We start from the raw sequence: 21,233 nt of genomic DNA on the forward strand, positions 1-21,233 counted from the left end.
TCCCCGCAGGCGTCAGCCGGCGAACCAGCGCTGCGGGCGCGGGTTGAGGTTCTGGTAGATGTGCTTGGACTCGCGGTACTCGGCGAGCCCGGTGGGACCGAGCTCCCGCCCCGTGCCGGACTTCCCGAAGCCGCCCCATTCGGCCTGCGGGAGGTAGGGGTGGTAGTCGTTGATCCAGACGGTGCCGTGGCGCAGCCGTCCGGCGACCCGGCGGGCCCGCCCGGAGTCGGTCGTCCAGACGGCGCCCGCGAGCCCGTAGTCGGTGTCGTTGGCCAGCGTGACGGCCTCTTCCTCGGTCCGGAAGGTCTCGACGGTGAGGATGGGGCCGAAGGTCTCCTCGCGCACGACCCGCATCTCGCGGTGGCAGCCGTCGAGGACGGTCGGGCGGTAGAAGTACCCGGCCGCGGGGCGGACGTCGCTGGGCTCGGGGCGGAAGCCGCCGGCCCGGACGATCGCGCCCTCCTCGCGCGCGGAGGCGACGTACGCCTCGACCTTGGCGAGCTGCTGGGCGGAGACGAGCGGGCCGCACTCCACGCCTTCGGCGGTGCCCCGGCCGAGGCGGACGGCGTCCGCGCGGCGGGCCAGTTCGGTGACGAACCGCTCGCTGATCGTGTCCTGGATGATCAGCCGGGCGCCGGCGGAGCAGACCTGCCCGCTGTGGAAGAACGCGGCGTTCAGGGCCTGGTCGACGGCGGTGTCGAAACCCTCTTCTGTGGCGCAGGCGTCGGCGAAGACCACGTTGGGGTTCTTGCCGCCGAGCTCCAGGGCGACCTTCTTCACGGTGGGCGCCGCCGCCTGGGCGACCTTGGTGCCGCTGGCGAGACCGCCGGTGAAGGAGACCAGGTCGACGTCCGGGTGCTCGGAGAGCCGGGCTCCCACGGGGTCGCCCGCGCCGGTGACGAGGTTGGCCACGCCGTCGGGGAGCCCTGCCTCGGAAAGCAGCCGGACCAGATGGACGGTGGAGAGCGGGGTGACCTCGCTGGGCTTGAGCACGAAGGTGTTGCCGGCCGCGAGGGCCGGGGCGATCTTCCAACTGGCCTGGAGGAGGGGGTAGTTCCAGGGGGCGATGAGAGCGCAGACGCCGACGGGCTCGTGCACGACGATGCTGTGGACGTCCGGGTCGCCCGCGTCGACGACCCGGCCGCCGCTCTCGTTCATCACGAGGTCGGCGAAGTAGCGGAAGGCGCCTGTGACGTCGTCCACGTCGACCCGGCCCTCTTCGAGGGTCTTGCCGGTGTCACGGCTCTCCACGATCGCGATCTCCTCGCGGTCGCGCTGGAGCAGCTCGGCGACCGTGCGCAGCAGCCCGGCCCGCTCCGCGACGGGCTTGTGCGGCCAGGGTCCGTCGTCGAAGGCCCGCCGGGCCGCCGCGATCGCCGCATCGGTGTCCTCGACGCCGCCCTCCGCGACGACGGCCAGGACGGTGGCGTCGGCGGGGTCGAGGACCTCGCGCGTCGCGCCGGTTCCGGCGGCCCGCCAGACGCCGTCGATGTGGATGGTGCTGAGCGCCGACATGTCGTGTTCTGCCTTCCGTGCCTGGAATACCCCTTCCGGTGCGGCCGGGGCGTACTGCGCGGTGAACCCGACTACGGCACACCAGCGGCCTGGACCCCTCCCCGGTCGGCCGGAATGTATGCCGATAAGTTCACCCAGAGTGACACGCCTCACGTGCGGTGAGCTCGGCGACGGAACGGGTGCGTGGGGGAGGGCGTCCTCGGGCCCGACGCGCGACAGCGCCTCGCCGGCCGGCGGGCGGGTCGGTGGGGACGGATGGCGGGGCGGGGTGCGCCGGGCGCGCGGGACCGGGCCGGGCCGGGGCGCCGTGGCAGCCGAGCCGGCCGGTGTCGGTCCCGACGACCGCAGGGTCTCCGCCCGGACGCCTGGGCTGCCTGCGGTCGCTCAGCCCAGCAGCACCGGGAAGGCGGCCATGTCGTTCTGCGTCATCACCGGAAGCTTGGTGATCTCCTCGTCGGGGACGGCCGGCCTCAGGCCGGGGTAGCGGGCGAAGAGCGCCGGCAGGGCGACGGCCGCCTCCACGCGCGACAGCGCGGCGCCGGGGCAGATGTGCGGGCCGTGGCCGAAGGTCATGTGGCGGATCGGCGAGGGCCGGGTGATGTCGAACGCGTCGGCGTCGCCGCCGTGCTGCTCGATGTCACGCCCGATGGCACGGTAGGAGACGACGACCCCCTCCCCGCGCCGGACGACCTCGTCACCCACGGCGATGTCCTCGGTGGCGAACCGCATCAGGAGGTGGGTGGTGGGGGTGTCCCAGCGCAGCGTCTCCTCGATCACCGCGTCCCAGCCGACCTCTCCGGCGAGCACCTTCTCCAGCTGGCCGGGGTGGGAGAGCAGGGCCCGCACCGCGTTGAGGATCAGCCCGATGGTGGTCTCGTGTCCGGCGGCGACCATGGCCTTGAGGTTGCCCACCACCTCCTCCTCCGTGAGCGGCGCGCCCCCCTCCTGTGCCAGGATCAGCGCGCTGGTGAGGTCGTCCGTCGGCCGCGCCGCCTTCTCCCGTACGAGATCGGTGTAGAACACGTCCAGCTCGGCGAGGAGCGCCAGGCGTTCGCTCTGGGGGGTCAGCATGGAGAAGAACGCCTTGTACCGCTGGGTCAGCATCGCGTGCTGGGACGCGTCGACGCCCATGAGCATGCCGACCACCCGCATCGGCAACGGCTGGGCGAACACCGACTTCAGGTCGACGACCCCGTCCGCGTCCCGCGCCGCGTCGAGGGCGTCCAGCAGCTCGTCGACGAACCTCTCGATGTCCGGACGGATCGCTTCGAGCCGCCGCGGGGTGAGCGCCTGCGAGGTCTTGGCGCGCAGCCTCCGGTGCTCGGCGCCGTCCACGGTGAACATGGAGCGGCCGGCGTCGATCATGCCGATCAGCGGCCACTCACGGGTGACCGCCCCGCTCTGCCACAGCTCCCAGGCGCCGATGTCCTTCACCAGGCGCGGATCGACGAGCAGTCGGCGCGCCTCCGCATGCCGGGTGACCGCCCAGGCCGGTACTCCGAGCAGGTCGATGCGGGCGAGGGCTCCCGCCTCGCGCAGCCGTGCGGTCTCACCGTCCAGGTCCTGGACCATCGGGTCGATGACGACGGGCCCCTTGCTCCGGTCGGCGTGCGCGGCGGCGGCGTGCGGGCAGTTCACAACGCGTCTCCTGTCGAGCGTACGGCGGTGAAGCGGACGGGCAGGGCGGTCATTCCGCGCAGGAAGGCGGACGGCCGGCGGGTCAGCTCGGAGGCGGGGACTGCCAGTTCGAGGTCGGGCAGCCGGTCCAGCAGCACTTCGATGCCGGTGCGGGCGATGATCTCGGCGATCTCCTGGGCCGGGAAGGGGCAGCGGTACTCGCCGTGGCTGAACGCCAGATGGGCGCTGTTGCCGCCCTGCCCGGACCGGACCGCCGAGGTCGTGACCTGCTGGCGGATGTGCGGGTCGGCGTTGGCGGCGCCGAGGCCGAGGAGCAGCATGTCGCCGCGGGCGATGTGGCGGCCGCCGATCCGGGCGTCGCGCGCCGCCCACCGTCCGGCCAGGATCTGGGTCGGGCCGTCCTCCCAGAGCACCTCGTTCATCGCCTCGGCGACGCTGTGCCGCCCACCGGAGAGGGCGTCGGCGAACCCTTCCTCTGTGAGCATCAGCCGGGTGGAGTTGCCGATCCAGTCGGCGGTGGTCAGGTGTCCGGCGGCCGTGATGGCCATCAGGTCGAGCGCGTACTCCTCGTCGGTGAACGTTCCCGGGTGCGCGAGCATCCGGGAGGTCACGTCGTCCCCGGGCCGTGCGCGTCTGGCCGCGACGAGCTGCCGCATGTGCTCGCCGAAGCGCTGATGGGCCTGCTGCGCGCCGGGGCCGCCGTCCGCGAGGTCCTTGAGCACCTGGGCGATCTCGGCGCCCTGTTCGTCCGGGAACCCGACGAGCCGGGCGAGCACGAGGACGGGGAGCGGCACGGCGAACTCCGCGACGAGGTCGGCGGTCCCCCGGCTGCACACGGCGTCGATGAGCCGGTCGGCCAGCTGCTCGCAGTGCTGCCTGATCTCGAAGGGGTCGACGGCTTCGAGGGCGGGCAGGACCATGTCGACGTGCCGGCGGTGCTCGGCGCCGGCGGTGAAGTAGATCGACGGCATGGGAGTGCCGACCATGGGCCGCAGCGGCCAGTCGGCGGGAACGTTGTCCCACTGGTTCCACAGGGAGACGTCCCGGGGGAACAGCTCCCCGTCGCTGGTGACCTGGTGGAGCTCCCGGTAGCCGATCACGAGCCAGGCGGGGAAGCCGCCGGGCAGCTCGACCGGGACGACGGGGCCGTGTTCGCGCCGCATGGACCGGTAGAGCGCCTGGGGTTCGGTGAGGAAGCCGGGTCCGCCGAGCGGCACGGCGCCCGGCACGGCGCCCATCGGGCAGCCCCCGGCCCCAGCCGTGGACGCGGGCGGGGTGGGTGAGGGATGCGTCATCGTACGGACTCCAGTGGCGACAGCTTCGCGCGTTGCGGCCATACGACCAACGCGGCACCACTATAAGGAGGTTGCGTGAACTTTCGAGGCCGATCGCGCTCGTTCCCATCCGATTTCTGATCGGCTCGCGCCACGCCTGCGCCCCTTCTTCTCCGGTTTCCGCCTACCTGTGGCCGCAAGCGCGGTGCCGGGCACGGTCGTCGCCCCAAGGCCGTGGAGGCCGGGGCCGGGTCAGAGCGGGGGGCATAGCCGGGGTCCGGCCGACGGCGGCGTGAAGGCCACCCTCACCTCCCACCGCCCGGTACGCAGCGTCAGCCCGTCCGTCAGGTCACTTGTCCGTTCTCCGTCGGTCAGCCAGAGGTTGACGGCCGATCCCAGCAGCACCGGGTCGAGCCGAGGCCGCCCGGCGCCCCAGTCACGTTCGGCGCGGGCCTCCAACCGCCGTCCGCCGCGGAGCCGGACGAGGCAGCGGCTCTCATCCAGCCGCGCCACCAGCACATTGAGGTTCTCGTGGCGCGGGGCCGCGTCCGCGATCCAGTCGAGCGGCGCCACCTCGGCGTCCGCGACCGTGCGGGCCAGCACCTCGGCGGCGTGCGGCCAGTGGGGGTGGGCCTCCTCCGTGGTGACGGCGTAGAAGCCGAGGGCCCGCGTGTGGTGCCCCGCGACGAGCGGCCGTCGCTGGAGATCGACGACGCCGTGCCCGTCGTGCGACCCCGTCACGTCGTAGGCCGTGACCGCGGCGCGGCGCACCGGTTCGGGCGCGGGTACGGGCACGGGCCGCGGGGCCTCCTCCGGCGCCCGGACTCCGCGCCGGGCGAGGAACCGGTACATCCGGGCCCGTGTCACCTCACCGGAGGTGTCGATCGAGCCGAGCTGCCCGTCCACCACCGGCCTGAGCGCCGCCGGGTCGTGCCGACGCGCCGCCTCCAGCAGTTGCGCGTGGAGGTCCCCGCCGGGGTCCAGCCGCGGCGCGCCCCGCCCGAACGCGGCGGCGGGCGAGAGGGGGTCCAGCTCGTCGAGTCCGGTGGCGGCGAGCAGGGTGACGCGGTCCGCCGCGGCCGAGTAGAACGACGTACTGCCGTGGTCGCCGACCACCCAGTCGCCGGCCACCACCGCGGCACGCCAGCCCTCCTGCGGCGGGATGATCATGAGTCCCGCGTCCATCGCCGCTCCCAGTCTCTCCAGCACGCCGGCGCGGGTGTGCCGGGCCCACACGTTGGGGTGGAAGACGGCCGCGACGGCGAACTCGTCCGCCGGGAGCGCGGTGACCAGCCGCAGCGGCAGGTCCGGATGCCGGCCGAGCAGCGAGTGCTCGCTCCACGTGGAGTGGACGACCACCAGCCGCCGCCCGTCGACCGCTCCGAGGAGCGAGCGGTAGCGGTCCCGGTGGGGCAGGCTCGCCGTGATGCGCTGGAAGCACCAGTCACCGACGACCAAGGCGTACGGCACCGCCTCGGGGCAGGTCTCGGCGAGCCGGTCGATCTGCGACGGGTGGGAGACCCCGATCGCCTGCGGGACGACCTTGCCCCGCCACATCAGCTCCCGCCGCGACAGCCCGGCCGGGGCGAGGGCGTCGCCGGTCGACTCGGTGACGAGCCGGTTGTAGCCGGCGCCGTGCGGCAGCACCATCAGCGGGGCGTCGAGCCGGCGCATCGTCGGGTGCACCGAACAGCTCACCGCCAGGTTGAAGGAGCGCCGGGTGGCCTCCTTCCAGCTCAGCACGTGGACGCCCAGGCCGGACAGGTAGGAGTCGAGCCCGTCCGCGAAGGCCGACCCGGGGTTGACCGTGTAGTACTTCTCGATGCCGTCCTCGCCGCGCAGCAGATGCATGACGTCCACGACCCGGGTGGCGGACGTGAGCGTCCGCGCCACCCCGAGTACCGCGGCCCTCGGGGGGCCCCAGGTGTTCCAGCGCGAGGAGGCCGCCCGGCCCGACGGACGGAACCAGCCGGCCGGGCGGTTCAGCAGAGAGGGCACCGAGGACAACACATGGCTCCGGGGAGAGGACGGCATACGGGGTAGCGGGGCGTAGGCGGCCGGGGACAGTACGGCGGGCCGGCCCCCGGCGGGTGGCACGGGGCGGGCCGGGCCGCCGCCGGCCGGACGCGGACGGCGCGCCCGGCCGCCCGGGGCCAGCCCGTGACGTCCGGTGGTTTCAGCCCCATCGTGCGCCGCAGCGCCCGCGACTTCTCCTCGCAGGCGGTCCGCAGCGGCTCGTCCTCGGTCCGCCCGGCCAGCGAGGTCAGCAGGGCGAGGGCCTGGTCGAGCTTGGCCAGCTGCTTGAGGGCCGCGGCGCCGTCGGCCGCGGCGGCTGCCGCGGCCACCGCCCCGTCCAGTTGTCCGAGCCCGGTGAGCGCACGGGCCCGGACCAGTTCGATTCTCGGCGCCATGGGTTCGTCGCCGGTGGCCCGGGCGACTCGGGCCGCTTCGTCCAGCATGTCCAGTGCGTCGACCCACCGCTCGCCGGCCACCAGCGCCTGCCCGACGTTGTAGCTCTGCACGACGACTCCATGCGCGTCCGGCGCCGCCCTGTTGGCCTCCAACGCCCGTTCGAAGAGCTCCCGGGCCTCGTCGGGCCGGTCTCGGGCCAGCGCGATCAGCCCGCGGGTCTCGTCCACCGCCCCGCTCAGCCGGGGGTCGCCGGCCAGAGCGAGCAGCCTACCGGCGGCGGCCAGCTCTCCGTCCGCGTGGTCCAGGTCGCCCAGCTCGTACGCGGCGCGGGCGACCTGGTTCCGCATCCGGATCTCCACGTCCGGGCGCGCCTCGTGCTGAGCGGCCTCGATGCCGAGGCGGCCGGTCGCCACGCAGTCGGCGAGGTGCTTGCGGCTGTGGTAGAGCGCCCACAGCGACTCGCACAGCCGCCACACGTCCGCGTGCCGGCCCTGACCGGCGGCGGCACGGACGATGCTCTCCACATTGACGCGTTCGGCGTCCAGCCAGTCCAGTGCGCCGGCCCGCCCGGCGAACAGCGGCTGCCGCGCCGACAGTTCGGAAAGGGTGCGGTCCGGCGGCGGCTGAAGCCTGAACCGGTCGCCGAGCACCAGCGCGTCCGCGTGCGCCACCGCGTCCCGGTAGAAGTCCACGGCGGCCCGCAGGACGGCCCGCCGCCGGTCCTCGGGCAGGGCGCGCGCCCGCAACCGGGCGTGTTCCCGGGCCACGTCGTGCAGGCGGTAGCGCCGGGGCCGGTCCGAGGACTCGACCAGGACCGCCAGCCGGGACGTGAGGAGGTGCCCCAGAGCATCGTCGATCCCCCGCGCGCCCACGGCCCGCAGCAGATCCGTCGTCACCGTCGTACCGGGCAGGACGCCGAACAGGTCGTAGAGCTCGCGGGTGTGCCCGGGAGCCCCGGCCACCACCGATGCCAGCACCGCGCCCACCGCGTCGGCGGCCCCGTCGTCCCACGCATGCGCGTGGTCCTGTCCGTCGGCCCCCATGCCGTTCCCCTCCCGATCACCGGATGTCATGAACCGCCCCGCCCTGAGATCGCGCACCACGTCGTCGAGGCTCAGCTGGGGCCGTGCGGCGAGCCATCCCACCGCGGCCCGCAGCGCCAGCGGGTGGCCCGCGCACAGACGCACCACATCGGCTGCCGTGTCCTCCTCGGCGTCGGCGTGCCAACGCCGCACGAGCGCCGTCCCCGCCTCCTGGTCGAGCGGCGCCACCTCGATGGGCACGGCCCCGTCCATCAGGAGCGAGGGGAGGGCCCGGCGGCTGGTCACCAGCAGCAGCCCGCTCGGCGGCACGAGCGCCCGTACCTCAGGGGCGTGCTGGGCGTTGTCCACCACGACGAGCAGGCGCCTTCCGGCGGCGGCACTGCGGAAGAGAGCCGTCCGTTCGGCGAGACCGGCCGGAACGCAGTCACGGCCGACGCCCAGGGCGCGCAGGAAGCCGCCGAGGACCTCGGCCAGGTCGACCGCCCCGTCCCGGCGAAGATCCTCCAGATCGACGTACAGCTGACCGTCCGGATGGAGCCGCTTCAGTTCGCGCCCCACGCTCTGGGCGACGAGCTGGGTCTTGCCGACCCCGCCGACGCCGACCACCAGCACCATGCCGGGCCCCGGTTCCGCGGCGAGCGCCGCGGCGGCCTCCCGCAGTTCTGCCAGTTCTCTGACCCGGTTCACGAACACCCGTCCGGGCGGCGGCACCTGGCTCGGCGGGGGCGGAACGGGGGGCAGGTGGATGGCCTCGATGCGCTGGGCCATGACGAGCGGCCCGGTGATGACGGCGTCCCCCGACACCGTGTTGTACGTCGCTTTGCCGCCGTCGCTGCCAAGGCTGCTCAACCCGTCTCCTTCCACCGGCACGGCCACCTCGCACAGGTGAACGCGCCGGTTCCCTTCCCGGCTTCCGTGTTCCGGAATCCGCCCCGGCCTCGCACTGTAGCGCCGCTCCACGGCCGGGGGCGTGTGCGCGGACGTCCAGGGTCGCCCGAGGACGACGAGAAACCGGGTACGGCGCCCTGGGCTGAGCCGTGCCGTGCGCGGCGCTCGCGGTGGGCGCTCGGGGCACGCATCGGATGGCAGTCGGCCGGACAGGTCCCGGGCACCTGTTGTCTACCCGCGGGTAACTACCCCTGCTTAGATGGGTCCGCCCGGTGCGCCCCCACTCGACCGCAGGAGACCCCGTGCCGAACACCACCATCCGCCGCCTCACCGGCGTGACCCTTTCCGCCACGCTCGCAGGCGTCACTCTGGCCGTGAGCTCGCCGCAGGCCGCGGCCGCGCAGACGCCCTCGCTGCGGGTGCTCTCGTACAACGCCTTCATATTCAACAAGGCGCTGTACCCCAACTGGGGCCAGGACCACCGCGCGTCCGAGATCCCGAAGGCGTCGTTCTTCCAGGGCAACGACGTCGTGGTGATCCAGGAGGCGTTGGACAACGGGGCCTCCGACGCCCTGCTGCGCAACGCATCCGCCGCCTACCCGCATCAGACACCGGTGGTCGGCCGGAGCAAGAGCGGCTGGGACGCCACGGGCGGCTCGTACTCGGCGACGACCCCGGAGGACGGCGGCGTCGCCATCCTGAGCACGTGGCCGATCGTCCGCAAGGAGCAGTACGTCTTCAAGGACGCGTGTGGCTCCGACTGGTGGTCCAACAAGGGTTTCGCCTACGCGGAGTTGGATGTCGACGGCGCCCCGGTCCACGTCCTCGGCACACACGCGCAGTCGACGGACCCCGGCTGCTCCGCGGGCGAGGCGGCACAGATGCGCAGCCGGCAGTTCAAGGCGATGGACGCCTTCCTGGACGCCAAGAACATCCCCGCATCCGAACAGGTCGTCGTGGCGGGCGACTTCAACGTCGACGGACACTCCTCGGAGTACGCGTCCTTCCTCTCCGACGCCGGACTGGCCGCGCCGGACACCAGGACGGGCCACCGGTACTCCTTCGACACCCGCGACAACACCATCGCCTCGGAGCGCTACCCCGACGACCCGCGCGAGGACCTCGACCACGTCCTGCACCGCGCGGGCCACGCCAAGCCCTCCGGCTGGAAGAACGACGTGATCAAGGAGCAGAGCGCCCCCTGGAAGGTCTCCAGCTGGGGCACGACGTACACCTACACGAACCTCTCCGACCACTACCCGGTGATCGGTTCCGGCGACTGACGCCTCGGGTGGGACGATCGGGCGCACTTGCCCGTCGGCGACCTTCGAAGGACCGTTCCATGAGCACTGCCGCCCAGCCCTCGTTCAGCGTCCTCGCCGGAAGCCCCGGCTCCCCGGTGCTGCTGCACGTGCCGCACGGAGCCCGGGCGATCCCCCCACAGGTGCGTGAGGAGATCCTGCTGGACGACGGTGCTCTGGAACGGGAACTCGACCACATCACCGACGCCCACACCGCGGAGCTGGCGGCCCGCGCCGCCGCGACGTGCGCCGACCGTCCCTGGCGCCACGTCAACGCGCTGTCCCGCCTGGTCGTCGACCCCGAACGCTTCCCGGACGACCGCGAGGAGATGGGCGCCGTCGGCATGGGCGCCGTCTACACGCACACCACGCACCGCGACCGTCTGCGCGCCCCCGGCGTGGACCACCAGCCCCTGCTGGATCAGTACTTCCGCCCCTACGCGCGGGCGATGACGCGGGCGGTGGACGCCCGCATCGCCGCCACCGGCCGGGCGGTGGTCATCGACGTCCACTCCTACCCGTCCGAGCCCCTCCCCTACGAACTCCACGGCGACGGTCCCCGCCCGCCGGTCTGCCTGGGCACCGACCCCTTCCACACCCCGCCGGAGCTGCTCGCGGCGGCGGAGGCGGCGTTCGCAGGCTGCGGCGGCACCGGGCGCGACACCCCGTTCTCCGGCGTCTACGTCCCGCTCAAGCACTACGGGACCGACCGCCGGGTGACCGCCCTGATGGTCGAGATCCGCCGCGACACGTACATGAGCGAGCCGGGCGGCCCGGCGGGGCCGGGGCTGGACGTGCTGGCCCGGGCGCTGGCGGAGCTGGTGGCCGCCTGCTGACCCAGGGGACTCCGGTCCTTGTGGACCCCGGCGGAGCCTGCCCGTGACCGGGTGCTGAGCGCTGTCGCCCGGCGGTTCTCAGAAGCAGACCCCGCACCGCAGCAGGACGTTGGCATACGGCCGGGCCTCGCCCGTCCGCACGACGAGGCGTGCGGAGGCCGTCAGCGCCTTCAGCCGGTCGTGCGGCACCAGCTCCAGACGGGGGAAGCGGGTCTCCAGCAGGCGTGAGACCCCGGGGTTGGCGTCGCGCGCCTCCCGTGCGGCCGTCGCGCCTTCCACGACGAGTTCGTCGAGCAGGCCGTCCAGCACCTCGGCGAAGGCCGGCACGCCGGCGCGGAAGGCGAGGTCGACGACGCGGGGGCCGGGCGGAAGGGGCATGCCCACGTCGCAGACCAGCACGGTGTCGCCATGGCCGAGTTCGGCGATCGCACCCGCGAGATGGCGGTTGAGGATGCCGGCCCTCTTCACAGCGCGTCGACCTCCGCCGGCGTCGGGAAAGACTCCTGCGCGCCCCTGGCCATGACCGCCGCCGCCCCCACCCTGACGGCGTAGGCCGCTGCCGCGCGCAGGCCGTCGCCGCGGCCCAGCCGCCAGGCCAGTGCCGCGGTGAAGGCGTCACCCGCGCCGGTCGTGTCGACGGCGTGGACCTTCGGGCTGACCAGGTGGTCGAGGGAGCCCGTACGGCCGTCGGCCACCAGGGCCCCTTCCGCCCCGAGCGTGATCACCACCGAGCGCGGCCCGCGCGCGAGCAGGGCGTGCGCCCAGTCCGCCGGCGCGGCTCCGGCCCCCTCGCCGAGGAGGAAGCGCGCCTCGTGCTCATTGACCACCAGCGGATCACAGGCGGCGAGCACCTCGTCCGGGAGCGGGGCGGGCGGGGAGGGGTTGAGAACGAGGCGGGTGTCCGGCCCCCGGCCGCGCACCGTCTCGGCCAGCGTCTCCAGCGGGATCTCCAGCTGTACGGAGACGACCCGCGCGGCCGCCAGCAGCGGCGCGGACGCCCGGACGTCCTCGGGGGTGAGGCGGCCGTTCGCGCCCGGGGAGACCACGATGCTGTTGTCGCCCGAGGGGTCGACGGTGATGAGCGCGACGCCCGTGGGAGCCCCGCCCACCAGGACGCCGTCCGTGTCCACGCCCGCCGCGCGCTGGGTCTCCAGCAGCAGGCGTCCGTGGCCGTCGTCGCCGACCCGGGCCAGCAGGGCCGTCCGCGCGCCGAGGCGGGCGGCGGCCAGGGACTGGTTGGCCCCCTTGCCGCCGGGGTGGACGGCCAGGTCGGAACCGAGCACCGTCTCCCCGGGCGCGGGCCGGCGCTCGACGCCGATCACCAGGTCGGCGTTGGCCGACCCGACGACCACCAGGTCGTACCGGTCGTCGGGGGCGTTGTCAGGCATGGGCGTGCTTCCTGCTTTCGTCGGTCGGAGCCGCAGACGGGAAGGGTACGGGGCCGGGGCCCGGTGCGGGGCGGGGTCAGGAGAAGTCGGCGACGTTCTCACGGGTGACCACCTTGACCGGCACCTTCACCGTGCTCCGGACCTGCTCGCCCTGGGCGGCCTTCACGGCGTTGCGCACCGCGATCTTCCCGAGCTCGCCGGGCTGCTGGGCCACGGACGCGTAGAGCGTGCCGGCCTCGACCGCCTCCAGGCCGTCCGGGGTGCCGTCGAAGCCGACGACCGAGACGGACTTCCCGGCCTTGCCGCCGAGCGCCTTGGCCGCGCCGAGCGCCATTTCGTCGTTCTCGGCGAAGACGCCGGTGATACCGGGATGGGACTGGGCGAGGTTGGTCATGACGTCCAGGCCCTTGGTGCGGTCGAAGTCCGCGGGCTGCTTGGCGACCACCTTGATGTCCGGGTACGCCTTGAGGCCTTCGGCGAAGCCGGCCCCGCGCTCACGACTGGCGGAGGTGCCCGCCGTCCCCTGGAGGACGACGATGCTGCCCCTGCCTCCGAGCTTGTCGGCCAGTGCCTCGGCGGCGAGCTTGCCGCCCGCCACGTTGTCCGAGGCCACGAGCGTCGCGGTGTCCGCCTCGTTGACGCCCCGGTCGGCGGCGACCACCGGGATGTCGGCCTTGTTGGCGCTGCGGACGCCCGGACCCACCGCGTCCGAGTCCACCGGGTTGACGATGATCGAGGAGACCTGCGAACTGGTGAAGTTCATCAACTGGTTCGCCTGCTGCGACGCGTCGTTCTGGGCATCGGTGACGGTGAGCTCGATCCCGGCCTTCTCCGCCTCCGCCTGCGCGCCCTCCTTCATCTGCACGAAGAAGGGGTTGTTGAGCGTGGAGAGGGACATGCCCACCCTCGTCGTGCCCCCGGACGAGCCGGAGTTGAAGAAGGAGACCGCGCCGACGACGACGGCCACGCAGAGCACGGCGCCGGCCGACCCGAGCGCCTTCTTGCGGCCGGACCCCGGTGCGCCGGGGGCGGCCGAGGAGGCCGCCCCGGAACCGGCCTTGCGGCGCAGCGTGTCGAGCAGGACGGCCAGCGCGATCACGACGCCGATGACGACCTGCTGCCAGAACGCCGACACGGACAGGAGGTTGAGCCCGTTGCGGAGGACGGCGAGGATGAGCGCGCCGATCAGGGTGCCGGACGCCTTGCCCACGCCGCCGGCCAGGCTGGCGCCGCCGATCACGACCGCGGCGATGGCGTCGAGTTCGTACCCTTGGGCGGCCTGCGGCTGGGCGGAGACGAGACGTGAGGCCAGGACGATGCCCGCGACGGCGGCGAAGAGGCCGGACAGCGCGTAGATGACGAGCTTCTGACGCTTGACGCGGAGCCCGGAGAGGCGGGCCGCCTCCTCGTTGCCTCCGATGGCGTACATCGAGCGGCCGATGAAGGTGCGTTGCAGGACGAGCGCGGTGATCAGGCCCATCGCGATCATCACGAGGACCGGTACGGGGAGCCGGCCGCCGAGCGTCTCGCCGAGCACGGAGACGGACTCGGGGAAGGCGATCGGGCTGCCCTGCGAGATGACGAGGGACAGGCCGCGGGCGATCGAGAGCATCGCCAGCGTCGCGATGAACGGGGGGAGTTTCCCGTACGAGACGAGGGCGCCGTTCACGAAGCCGCAGGCGATGCCCGTGACGATCGCGAGGATCACGGCGAGGACGACCGGCACGCCGGCGGAGGTGGCCGACCAGGCCAGGACCGTCGCGGACAGCGCCGCCACCGAGCCGACGGACAGATCGATGCCCGCCGAGACGATGACGAAGGTGACGCCGAACGCCAGGATGGCGGTGACGGCTGCCTGGACGCCGACGTTCAACAGGTTCTGGGCTGTCAGGAAGTCGCCGGAGAGCAGCGACATCGCCACCACCAGGACGACCAGGGCGCTCAGCGCGCCGTTGTCGAGCAGGACACGGCGTATCGCCAGGGCCCCGCCCGCTCCCGTGTCGCTCTTGGCTGTCTCAGTGGCCACGGGGGCCCTCCTCTTCCTTCGTCGGGGCGGTGGGGATGGGGTGTTCGGCGGGGGCGGCGGAGACCGCGAGGGCCATCACCGCGTCCTGGGTGGCTTCGCCGGCGGGGAGTTCCCCGGCGATCCGGCCCTGGGCCATGACCAGCACCCGGTCGCTCATGCCGAGGACTTCGGGCAGGTCGCTGGAGATCATCAGGACGGCGTGGCCCGACGCGGTCAGCTCGTTGACGAGCTGGTAGATCTCGACCTTGGCGCCGACGTCGATGCCCCGGGTGGGCTCGTCCAGAATCAGCACCTTGGTGTCGGCCAGGAGCCACTTGCCGATGACGACCTTCTGCTGGTTGCCGCCGGACAGCGTGCGCACGTGCTGGCCGAGTCCGGACATGCGGACGTCGAGCTGCTCCGCGATGCGGGCGGCGGCCGCGCGCTGCCCCTTGAGGTCCACGAGCCCGGACCGGCTGGCGGACCGCAGGGTTACCAGCCCCAGGTTCTCCTGCACAGAAGCGTCCAGGACGAGCCCCTGGCCCTTGCGGTCCTCCGGCACGAGGCCTATTCCGGCGCGCATCGCGGCGGGGACGTCGTGCCGGGCGAGCCGCTCACCGCGTACGTCGACGGCGCCCGCGTCGTAGGGGTCGGCGCCGAAGACGGCACGGGCGACCTCGGTGCGCCCGGAGCCGACCAGGCCGGCGAGTCCGACGACCTCGCCGGCACGCACGTCGAAGCTGACGTCGTGGAAGGCGCCGTCCCGGGTGAGTCCGCGCACCGACAGCAATGTGGCCCCCGCGGCGGGGCGTTCGCGCGGGTACTGCTGCTCGATGCTGCGGCCGACCATGAGCCGGACCAGTTCGTCCTCCGGAGTGGAGGCCGGGACCTGGTCGACGCTGCGGCCGTCGCGGAGGACGGTGACGCGGTCACCGAGCGCGGCGATCTCGTCCAGGTGGTGGGTGATGAAGACGATTCCCACACCCTCCTCGCGCAGGTGGCGCACGATCGCGAAGAGTTTGTCGACCTCTTCCGAGGTGAGCACGGCAGTCGGCTCGTCCATGATCAGGACGCGGGCGTTCAGGCTCAGCGCCTTGGCGATCTCGACCATCTGGAGGCGGGCGATGCCCAGGTCCCGGACTCTGGCGTCGGGTCGCACGTGCACGCCGACCCGGCGCAGCAGCTTCTGGGCGTCCTCCCGCATACGACGGTGGTCGACGAGCCCGAAGCGGCGGGGCTGGCGGCCCAGGAAGATGTTCTCTGCGACGGTGAGGTCGGGTACCAGGTTGAACTCCTGGTAGATGGTGGCGATGCCGAGCCGTTCGGCGTCCTGTGCGCCGTCGATGCGGACCTCCCGGCCGTCGGCCAGGATGCGGCCGCGGTCGGGTCGGCAGGCGCCGGAGAGCATCTTGATGAGGGTGCTCTTGCCGGCTCCGTTCTCGCCGAGCAGGACGTGGACCTCGCCTCGGCGGAGGTCGAAGTCGACGTTGTCGAGGGCCACCACGCCGGGGAAGGTCTTGCGCAGGCCTTCGACGCGCAGCAACTCGTCCGGCGTTCCCACCGGGCGCTCGTCCGGTGCGGTCACCAGGTGCTCCTCTGGTTCGGTGCGGCCTCGCCGCACGAGCGGCGTACGACGAGGCGGGCGGGCAGGGTGACGGACTGCGGGGTCCGTCCTTCGATCAGGTCGGCGAGCGCGCGCACGGCGGCGCGCGCCAGGTCCGCGGCCGGCTGGGCGATGGCGGTGATCGGCGGGTCCGTGTGGACGAACCACGGAATGTCGTCGAAGGCCGCCAGTCCGACGGCGTCGGGCACCCGCACTCCGCGGGCGCGCAGGGCGTCCAGCGCACCGAGCGCCATCAGGTTGTCGGCGGCGAACACGACCTCGGGCGGCTCCGGCAGGTCCAGGAAGCGTTCGGTGGCGCGGCGGCCGCTGGCGGCCTGGAAGTCGCCCTGGCCGATGTAGGCGTCGGGCAGGGCGAGGCCGAGCTCTCGCATCGCGGCCCGGAAGGCCTCGACGCGTTCGTTGCCGGTGGTGGTGGCGGCGGGTCCGGCGATGATGGCCAGCCTGCGGTGTCCCAGGCCGTGGAGGTGCGCGACCAGGTCCTTGACCGCCCCCGTGCCGTCCGCCCGGACGACGGGGACGTCGAGGCCGGGCATCCAGCGGTCGACGAAGACCATCGGGGTGCCGCTCCGGGCGACGTCGCGCATCAACGGGGAGCCGCCGTCGGCCGGTGAGACGAGGAGCCCGTCGATCCTGCGGTCGATGAGGGTCTGGATGTGGTGGTCCTGGAGATCGGGCCGCTCGTCGGCGTTGCCGATGATGACGCTGTAGCCGAGGGCGCGGGCCTCCTCCTCGACGAAGCGGGCCAGCTCGGTGAAGTACGGATTGAGCACGTCGCTGATGACCAGGCCGAGGGTGCGGGTCTGTGCCGTGCGCAGCGAGCGCGCCACCGCGTTGGGCCGGTAGCCGAGGGCCTCGACGGCGGCGAGGACGCGGACGCGCGCCTCCTGGCTCACGGACGGGTGGCTGTTCAGCACGCGCGAGACCGTGGCGACGGACACGCCCGCCTCGGCCGCGACATCTTTGATGCCTGCCATGTCCGGACCACCTCCTTGTGGTTTCCGTACGCCTCAATGCCCGGGGCCGGCCGGGGCGCGACACCGTGGAATCGATTACAACGGCGATTGGAATCGATTCCACGACGGAAAACAAGAGCCCGCCCGATGTCCGAAACCGGATCGTGATGGAAGGCGGCGTGAGCGACGGGCGCGAGGGAGCGGCCAACGGCGCGGAGGCATGTGCGTGCTGCACGGAGCGGAGGCGTGTACGCGGTACGGTCCGGGAGCCCGTCGGGCCGCCGCGGTCCACCTGCCCCGGAAACGCAGAAAACCCCAGATCGACTGGGGTTTCCACTGGTGTCCGAGGGGGGACTTGAACCCCCACGCCCGATAAAGGGCACTAGCACCTCAAGCTAGCGCGTCTGCCATTCCGCCACCCGGACAAGGTGTCTGCCGTTCGCGGCGTGTTCCCCGCGGCGACATGGAAAACCATACCAGGGGTTCGGCGCGCCCTTCACCCGCATATCCCGTGGTCAGTGCGGTGCGCCCGCCGTGACGGCCGGTGCCCCCGGCCCGCCGACAGGTCCTGGGCGGGCCGGGGGTCGCACATCAGTCTCCGCAGCGCCCTTCGCGCAGGGAGTGCAGGTGCTCGCTCGACTTGCGGGCGAAGGCGAGCGACTCGACCGGGTTGTCGTGCTCGGCCTGCCAGTGGTGGTAGCTCCGGCCGCGGTGGGTCCGGCCCGTGACCGCGGAGAGGAACCTCGTGTAGTCGATGTCCCCGTCGCCGATGTCGGACATGCGGTAACCGTCGCGGGTCGTGTCGTCGCGGACGCCGTCCTTGACATGGAACAGCGGGTAGCGGTCCGGGTGCTTCAGCACGTACGTCAGCGGGTCCAGCGGCGCGGGCGTCCCGTCCGGGCGCCTGCTGAAGCGGAACTGGGCGCAGTAGGCCCAGTAGACGTCCATCTCCAGGTAGACGAGGTCCGGGTCCGTCTCGGCGAGCAGCACGTCGTACAGGCGAACGCGCGGCTTGTCGGTCGCGAAGGAGAACTCCTCCGCGTGGTTGTGCTGGTAGAACTTCATGCCGCGCTCGCGGGCGGCTGCCCCGTAGGTGTTGAAGTCCTCCGCGGCCCGCTTCCAGCCGTCGACCGTGGACCCGTGACGGAACGGTGCGGAGGCCGTGCCGATGTGCTTGAGGCCGAGGGCCTGGGCGTCGTCCAGGACCTTCTCCAGGTTCTGGGCGAAGGTGTAGGCGCCGGGGTCGGCGTCGTCGTAGTAGCCGACGTGGCTGCCGATCGGGGCGAGTCCGTGGTCACGCGCCAGCCGCCTGAGCCGGTCCAGGGTGATGGGGCCGGCCGCGCCCTGTGTGTAGCCCGCGAACTCGATCTCGTCGTACCCGTACTTCTCCAGTTCGGCGAAGACGGGGGCGAAACCGAGGGTGGAGACCTGGTCACGCAGGCTGTAGAGCTGGATGCCGAGGCGGCCCGGGGGCAGGACGGGCCGGCCGGAGCCAGAGCCGTGGCCATGGCCGGGCCCGCGGCCGTGTCCGTCGCCGTGCTCCCGGCCCCGGTCGCGGCTGTCGGCCCGGGCGGTCGCCGTGCCGACGATCGTGGCCGCGGTGGCTCCGGCGGCGACCCCGAGAAGGTCGCGGCGGCTCAGCCTGCGGGCGAGTTCGGTGTCCTTCGGCGTGCTGCTCGTGTTCACGTGACTCCCTTGGGTGGCCTGACGGGGGTGAGAGGTGCGGTGCCGGAACGGGACGGTCAGCGCAGTCCGGCGAGCCGGAGGAGCAAGGACTTCACTTCGGTGGCCCTGACCCGGTCGGTGAACGCGTGGGGATCGGAGCAGAGGATGAGCGGCCCTTCGTCGTCGCTCTCGGGGAGACGGCCGTGGCTGCCTCTGACCGGCGAGGGGTCAAGCGGGACGACCGCCATGCGGTAGCGCAGACCGAGCTTCTTGCGGGCGATTGCCGAGAGGGCCTTGACCCGGACGTAGGGGTCGTCGGGGTCCATGAAGAGCTCGACGGGGTCGTAGCCGGGCTTGCGGTGGATCTCGACGAGCTGGGCGAAGTCGGGGGCGCGCGCGTCGTCGAGCCAGTAGTAGTACGTGAACCAGGCGTCCTTCTCCGCCACGGCGACCAGTTCCCCGGCGCGCGGGTGGTCCAGGTCGTGCGCCTTCTTGCCGTCCTCGTCGAGGAGCTGGTCGATGCCGGGCAGGTCCGCGAGGGCGGCCCGGGCCGCCTCCAGGTCCTTTGGCCGCCGTACGTAGACATGGGCGAGCTGGTGGTCGGCGACGGCGAAGGCGCGGGAGGCCATCGGGTCGAGGTATTCCATGCCGTCCTGGGTGTGGACCTCCAGCAGGCCCGCCCGGCGCAGGGCGCGGTTGATGTCGACGGGGCGCTCGACACGGGTGATGCCGTATTCGGACAGGGCGACGACGGTGCGTCCCGTGGCACGGGCGTCCGCCAGCAGGGGCGCCATGGCCCGGTCGAGCTCGGCGGCGGCACGGTGGGAGCGCGGGTCGTCGGGGCCGTGGCGCTGGAGGTCGTAGTCGAGGTGCGGGAGGTAGCAGAGAGCGAGGTCGGGGGTGCGGGTGGTGAGGATGTGCCGGGTGGCGTCGATGATCCACTGGGAGGAGACCAGGTCGGCGCCGGGCCCCCAGAAGTGGAAGAGGGGGAAGGTTCCGAGTTCCTCGGTCAGTTCGTCATGGAGGGCGGGGGGCCTGGTGTAGCAGTCGGGCTCCTTGCGGCCGTCGGCGTAGTAGACGGGGCGCGGGGTGACCGTCCAGTCGGTGTCGGCCCCCATCGCGTACCACCAGCAGATGTTCGCGACGGTGTAGCCGGGGTGGGCGCGCCGGGCGGCGTCCCACAGTTTGTCGCCCTGGACGAGCCCGTTGTGCTGGCGCCACAGCAGGACGTCGCCGAGTTCGCGGAAGTACCAGCCGTTGGCGACGATGCCGTGTTCGGCGGGGGTGGCGCCGGTGAGGAAGGTCGACTGGGCGGCGCAGGTGACGGCGGGCAGCACCGTGGACAGCGGGGCTCGGGCGCCCTGCTCCCCCAGGGCCCTGAGGTTCGGCATGTGGGCCAGGAGCCGGGGGGTGAGACCGACGACGTCGAGGACGAGCAGGGGGGTGGGGCGGGGTTCGGCATGACTGCCGGGGCCGGGTGCGGCGCCGGTGCCGGTGCCGGGGTGGGGCGCCGTCATGGCAGCTCCTTGAGGCCGAGGTCGACCAGGAGGTCGCGGGCGAGGGTGAGTTCGGCGGCGATCCCGTCGCACAGCTGGGAGCGGGTGCGGGGGCGCAGCGCTGCGGGCAGCGCCTGCCAGGTGTACGTCTCCACCTCCAGGTGCCGGGTCAGCGGCGCCGGTCCGCCCACCAGCCGGGCGAGCGCCGCGCGCAGGACGGGCAGGGTGGAGGTGAGCGGCGGCGCGGGGGGTGCGTGCAGCGGTACGTGGAAGTGGGCGCGCCAGGGGGCGCCGTCGGGGAGCGCCCTGCCGTGGACGGCCTCACCGAGGTCGTCGGTGCCTTGGAGACCGGCGGCCGTACGGGTCCGGGTCTGGTGCAGGAACCGGGGTTCGGCGAAGTCGGCGAGCGCGGCCCGGACTTCGGGCAGGTGGGGGTGTTCGGCGTGCAGCGCCGCGGACAGCTGGGCCTTGACGACCCGGAGGCCCGCGGCGGTCAGGGCGTCGAGTGCCGTTCCGGGGTCCTCGAAGGAGGTGGCGAGGTGGCAGGTGTCGACGCAGACGCCGATGCGGTCGTGTCCGATGCCGGTGAGCGGGGCGATGGCGTCGGCGGTGGTCTCCACCGTGCAGCCGGGCTCCGGTTCGAGGCCGATGCGGACGGACTTGCCGGTCAGCTCCGCCAGGGCGTCCAGGCGCTGGGCAAGCGTGAGGAGCGCGGACCTCGCGGTGCGGGCGGCGGCGGGGTCGCGGTCGTAGGGGGTGCGCCAGGCGAGCGGCAGGGTGGAGACGGTGCCCTCGGTGACGTCGTCGGGGAGGAGGGCGGCCAGCAGCCGGGCGAGATCGGTGGTGTGGGCGAGGCGGTCGGGCTCGGTCCAGTCCGGCCGGTAGACGCGGTACTTGACCTCGTCGGCGCCGAACCCCTCGTACGGGAAGCCGTTGAGGGTGACCACTTCGAGGCCGCGGCCGTCCAGTTCGGCGCGGAGCCCGCGCAGCTCGGCGGGGTCGTTGATCAGGACGCGGGAGGCCTGCCTGGCGAGCCACAGGCCGATGCCGAGCCGGTCCCGGCCGAGTCGGCGGCGTACGGGTTCGCAGTGGTCGCGGAGTTGGGCGCGGACGCCGTCCAGGGTCTCGGCCGGATGCACGTTGGTGCAGTAGGCGAGGTGGACGGTGGAGCCGTCCGGGTGGCGGAAGCGCATCG

Annotated in this window: 15 protein-coding genes and 1 tRNA gene; 2 read left to right on the top strand and 14 right to left on the bottom strand. The window is 73.0% G+C overall.

The genetic code is table 11. The features are described from left to right. Positions 1 to 12 precede the first annotated feature (12 nt). The 5 genes from V9U70_RS05235 to V9U70_RS05255 all read right to left on the bottom strand — a co-directional run bounded on the left by V9U70_RS05235 (position 13) and on the right by V9U70_RS05255 (position 8,731). Complete coding sequence (locus V9U70_RS05235) at positions 13 to 1,515, bottom strand: aldehyde dehydrogenase family protein (RefSeq protein WP_336673261.1); 1,503 nt, start codon at positions 1,513 to 1,515, stop codon at positions 13 to 15. A gap of 384 nt (positions 1,516 to 1,899) precedes the next feature. Beyond that, entirely contained in the window at positions 1,900 to 3,153 is a 1,254-nt protein-coding gene (locus V9U70_RS05240; RefSeq protein ID WP_336673262.1) for a cytochrome P450 family protein, read from the bottom strand. After that, positions 3,150 to 4,448: a cytochrome P450 gene (locus V9U70_RS05245; protein WP_336673263.1), complete on the bottom strand. Its 1,299-nt coding sequence runs from the start codon at positions 4,446 to 4,448 to the stop codon at positions 3,150 to 3,152. The genes V9U70_RS05240 and V9U70_RS05245 overlap by 4 nt, the downstream gene beginning before the upstream one ends. A 231-nt stretch (positions 4,449 to 4,679) precedes the next feature. Beyond that, positions 4,680 to 6,434 carry a hypothetical protein gene (locus V9U70_RS05250; RefSeq protein WP_336673264.1) on the bottom strand — a complete coding sequence of 585 codons (1,755 nt, stop codon included), beginning with the start codon at positions 6,432 to 6,434 and terminating at the stop codon, positions 4,680 to 4,682. Next, positions 6,410 to 8,731, bottom strand: coding sequence for a tetratricopeptide repeat protein (locus V9U70_RS05255; RefSeq protein WP_336673265.1), 2,322 nt, complete (start codon positions 8,729 to 8,731; stop codon positions 6,410 to 6,412). The genes V9U70_RS05250 and V9U70_RS05255 overlap by 25 nt, the downstream gene beginning before the upstream one ends. A 341-nt stretch (positions 8,732 to 9,072) precedes the next feature. Here V9U70_RS05255 and sph point away from each other — a divergent pair, with 341 nt between their 5' ends. Continuing rightward, positions 9,073 to 10,053 carry a sphingomyelin phosphodiesterase gene (sph, locus tag V9U70_RS05260; RefSeq protein ID WP_336673266.1) on the top strand — a complete coding sequence of 327 codons (981 nt, stop codon included), beginning with the start codon at positions 9,073 to 9,075 and terminating at the stop codon, positions 10,051 to 10,053. A gap of 59 nt (positions 10,054 to 10,112) precedes the next feature. After that, the gene (locus V9U70_RS05265) at positions 10,113 to 10,907 is read left to right on the top strand and encodes an N-formylglutamate amidohydrolase (protein ID WP_336673267.1); all 795 of its coding nucleotides are present in this window, start codon (positions 10,113 to 10,115) and stop codon (positions 10,905 to 10,907) included. Between the two features lie 78 nt (positions 10,908 to 10,985). Here the strand turns inward: V9U70_RS05265 and rbsD are convergent, their stop codons facing one another. The 9 genes from rbsD to eboE all read right to left on the bottom strand — a co-directional run bounded on the left by rbsD (position 10,986) and on the right by eboE (position 21,231). Then, positions 10,986 to 11,375 (bottom strand): D-ribose pyranase, encoded by a 390-nt coding sequence (rbsD, locus tag V9U70_RS05270; RefSeq protein WP_336673268.1) that lies wholly within the window; start codon positions 11,373 to 11,375, stop codon positions 10,986 to 10,988. Further along, positions 11,372 to 12,295 (bottom strand): ribokinase, encoded by a 924-nt coding sequence (locus V9U70_RS05275; protein WP_336673269.1) that lies wholly within the window; start codon positions 12,293 to 12,295, stop codon positions 11,372 to 11,374. Before V9U70_RS05275 ends, rbsD begins: the two co-directional genes overlap by 4 nt. A 76-nt stretch (positions 12,296 to 12,371) precedes the next feature. Next, complete coding sequence (locus V9U70_RS05280) at positions 12,372 to 14,321, bottom strand: ABC transporter permease/substrate-binding protein (protein WP_336673270.1); 1,950 nt, start codon at positions 14,319 to 14,321, stop codon at positions 12,372 to 12,374. Further along, complete coding sequence (locus V9U70_RS05285; RefSeq protein ID WP_336673271.1) at positions 14,311 to 15,885, bottom strand: sugar ABC transporter ATP-binding protein; 1,575 nt, start codon at positions 15,883 to 15,885, stop codon at positions 14,311 to 14,313. Before V9U70_RS05285 ends, V9U70_RS05280 begins: the two co-directional genes overlap by 11 nt. Beyond that, positions 15,882 to 16,898 carry a LacI family DNA-binding transcriptional regulator gene (locus V9U70_RS05290; RefSeq protein ID WP_336673272.1) on the bottom strand — a complete coding sequence of 339 codons (1,017 nt, stop codon included), beginning with the start codon at positions 16,896 to 16,898 and terminating at the stop codon, positions 15,882 to 15,884. The genes V9U70_RS05285 and V9U70_RS05290 overlap by 4 nt, the downstream gene beginning before the upstream one ends. A gap of 316 nt (positions 16,899 to 17,214) precedes the next feature. After that, a tRNA-Leu gene (locus tag V9U70_RS05295) sits at positions 17,215 to 17,302 on the bottom strand. 166 nt (positions 17,303 to 17,468) lie between these two features. Continuing rightward, positions 17,469 to 18,563, bottom strand: a complete 1,095-nt coding sequence (locus tag V9U70_RS05300) for a sugar phosphate isomerase/epimerase family protein (RefSeq protein WP_336673273.1) — start codon at positions 18,561 to 18,563, stop codon at positions 17,469 to 17,471. A 56-nt stretch (positions 18,564 to 18,619) separates the two neighbouring features. After that, positions 18,620 to 20,059: an alkaline phosphatase family protein gene (locus V9U70_RS05305; RefSeq protein WP_336673274.1), complete on the bottom strand. Its 1,440-nt coding sequence runs from the start codon at positions 20,057 to 20,059 to the stop codon at positions 18,620 to 18,622. Then, the gene (gene eboE, locus V9U70_RS05310; protein ID WP_336673275.1) at positions 20,056 to 21,231 is read right to left on the bottom strand and encodes a metabolite traffic protein EboE; all 1,176 of its coding nucleotides are present in this window, start codon (positions 21,229 to 21,231) and stop codon (positions 20,056 to 20,058) included. Before eboE ends, V9U70_RS05305 begins: the two co-directional genes overlap by 4 nt. Positions 21,232 to 21,233: the final 2 nt, after the last annotated feature.

It is taken from the genome of Streptomyces pratensis, from assembly GCF_037137275.1.
Lineage (GTDB): Bacteria > Actinomycetota > Actinomycetes > Streptomycetales > Streptomycetaceae > Streptomyces > Streptomyces pratensis_B.

What these genes read in the sequence shown, in the direction of transcription:
- eboE (WP_336673275.1), bottom strand. Translation starts at nt 21,231, where the DNA reads ATGCGCTTCCGCCACCCGGACGGCTCCACCGTCCACCTCGCCTACTGC.
- V9U70_RS05275 (WP_336673269.1), bottom strand. Translation starts at nt 12,295, where the DNA reads ATGCCTGACAACGCCCCCGACGACCGGTACGACCTGGTGGTCGTCGGG.
- V9U70_RS05265 (WP_336673267.1), top strand. Translation starts at nt 10,113, where the DNA reads ATGAGCACTGCCGCCCAGCCCTCGTTCAGCGTCCTCGCCGGAAGCCCC.
- V9U70_RS05290 (WP_336673272.1), bottom strand. Translation starts at nt 16,898, where the DNA reads ATGGCAGGCATCAAAGATGTCGCGGCCGAGGCGGGCGTGTCCGTCGCC.
- V9U70_RS05235 (WP_336673261.1), bottom strand. Translation starts at nt 1,515, where the DNA reads ATGTCGGCGCTCAGCACCATCCACATCGACGGCGTCTGGCGGGCCGCC.
- V9U70_RS05305 (WP_336673274.1), bottom strand. Translation starts at nt 20,059, where the DNA reads ATGACGGCGCCCCACCCCGGCACCGGCACCGGCGCCGCACCCGGCCCC.
- V9U70_RS05245 (WP_336673263.1), bottom strand. Translation starts at nt 4,448, where the DNA reads ATGACGCATCCCTCACCCACCCCGCCCGCGTCCACGGCTGGGGCCGGG.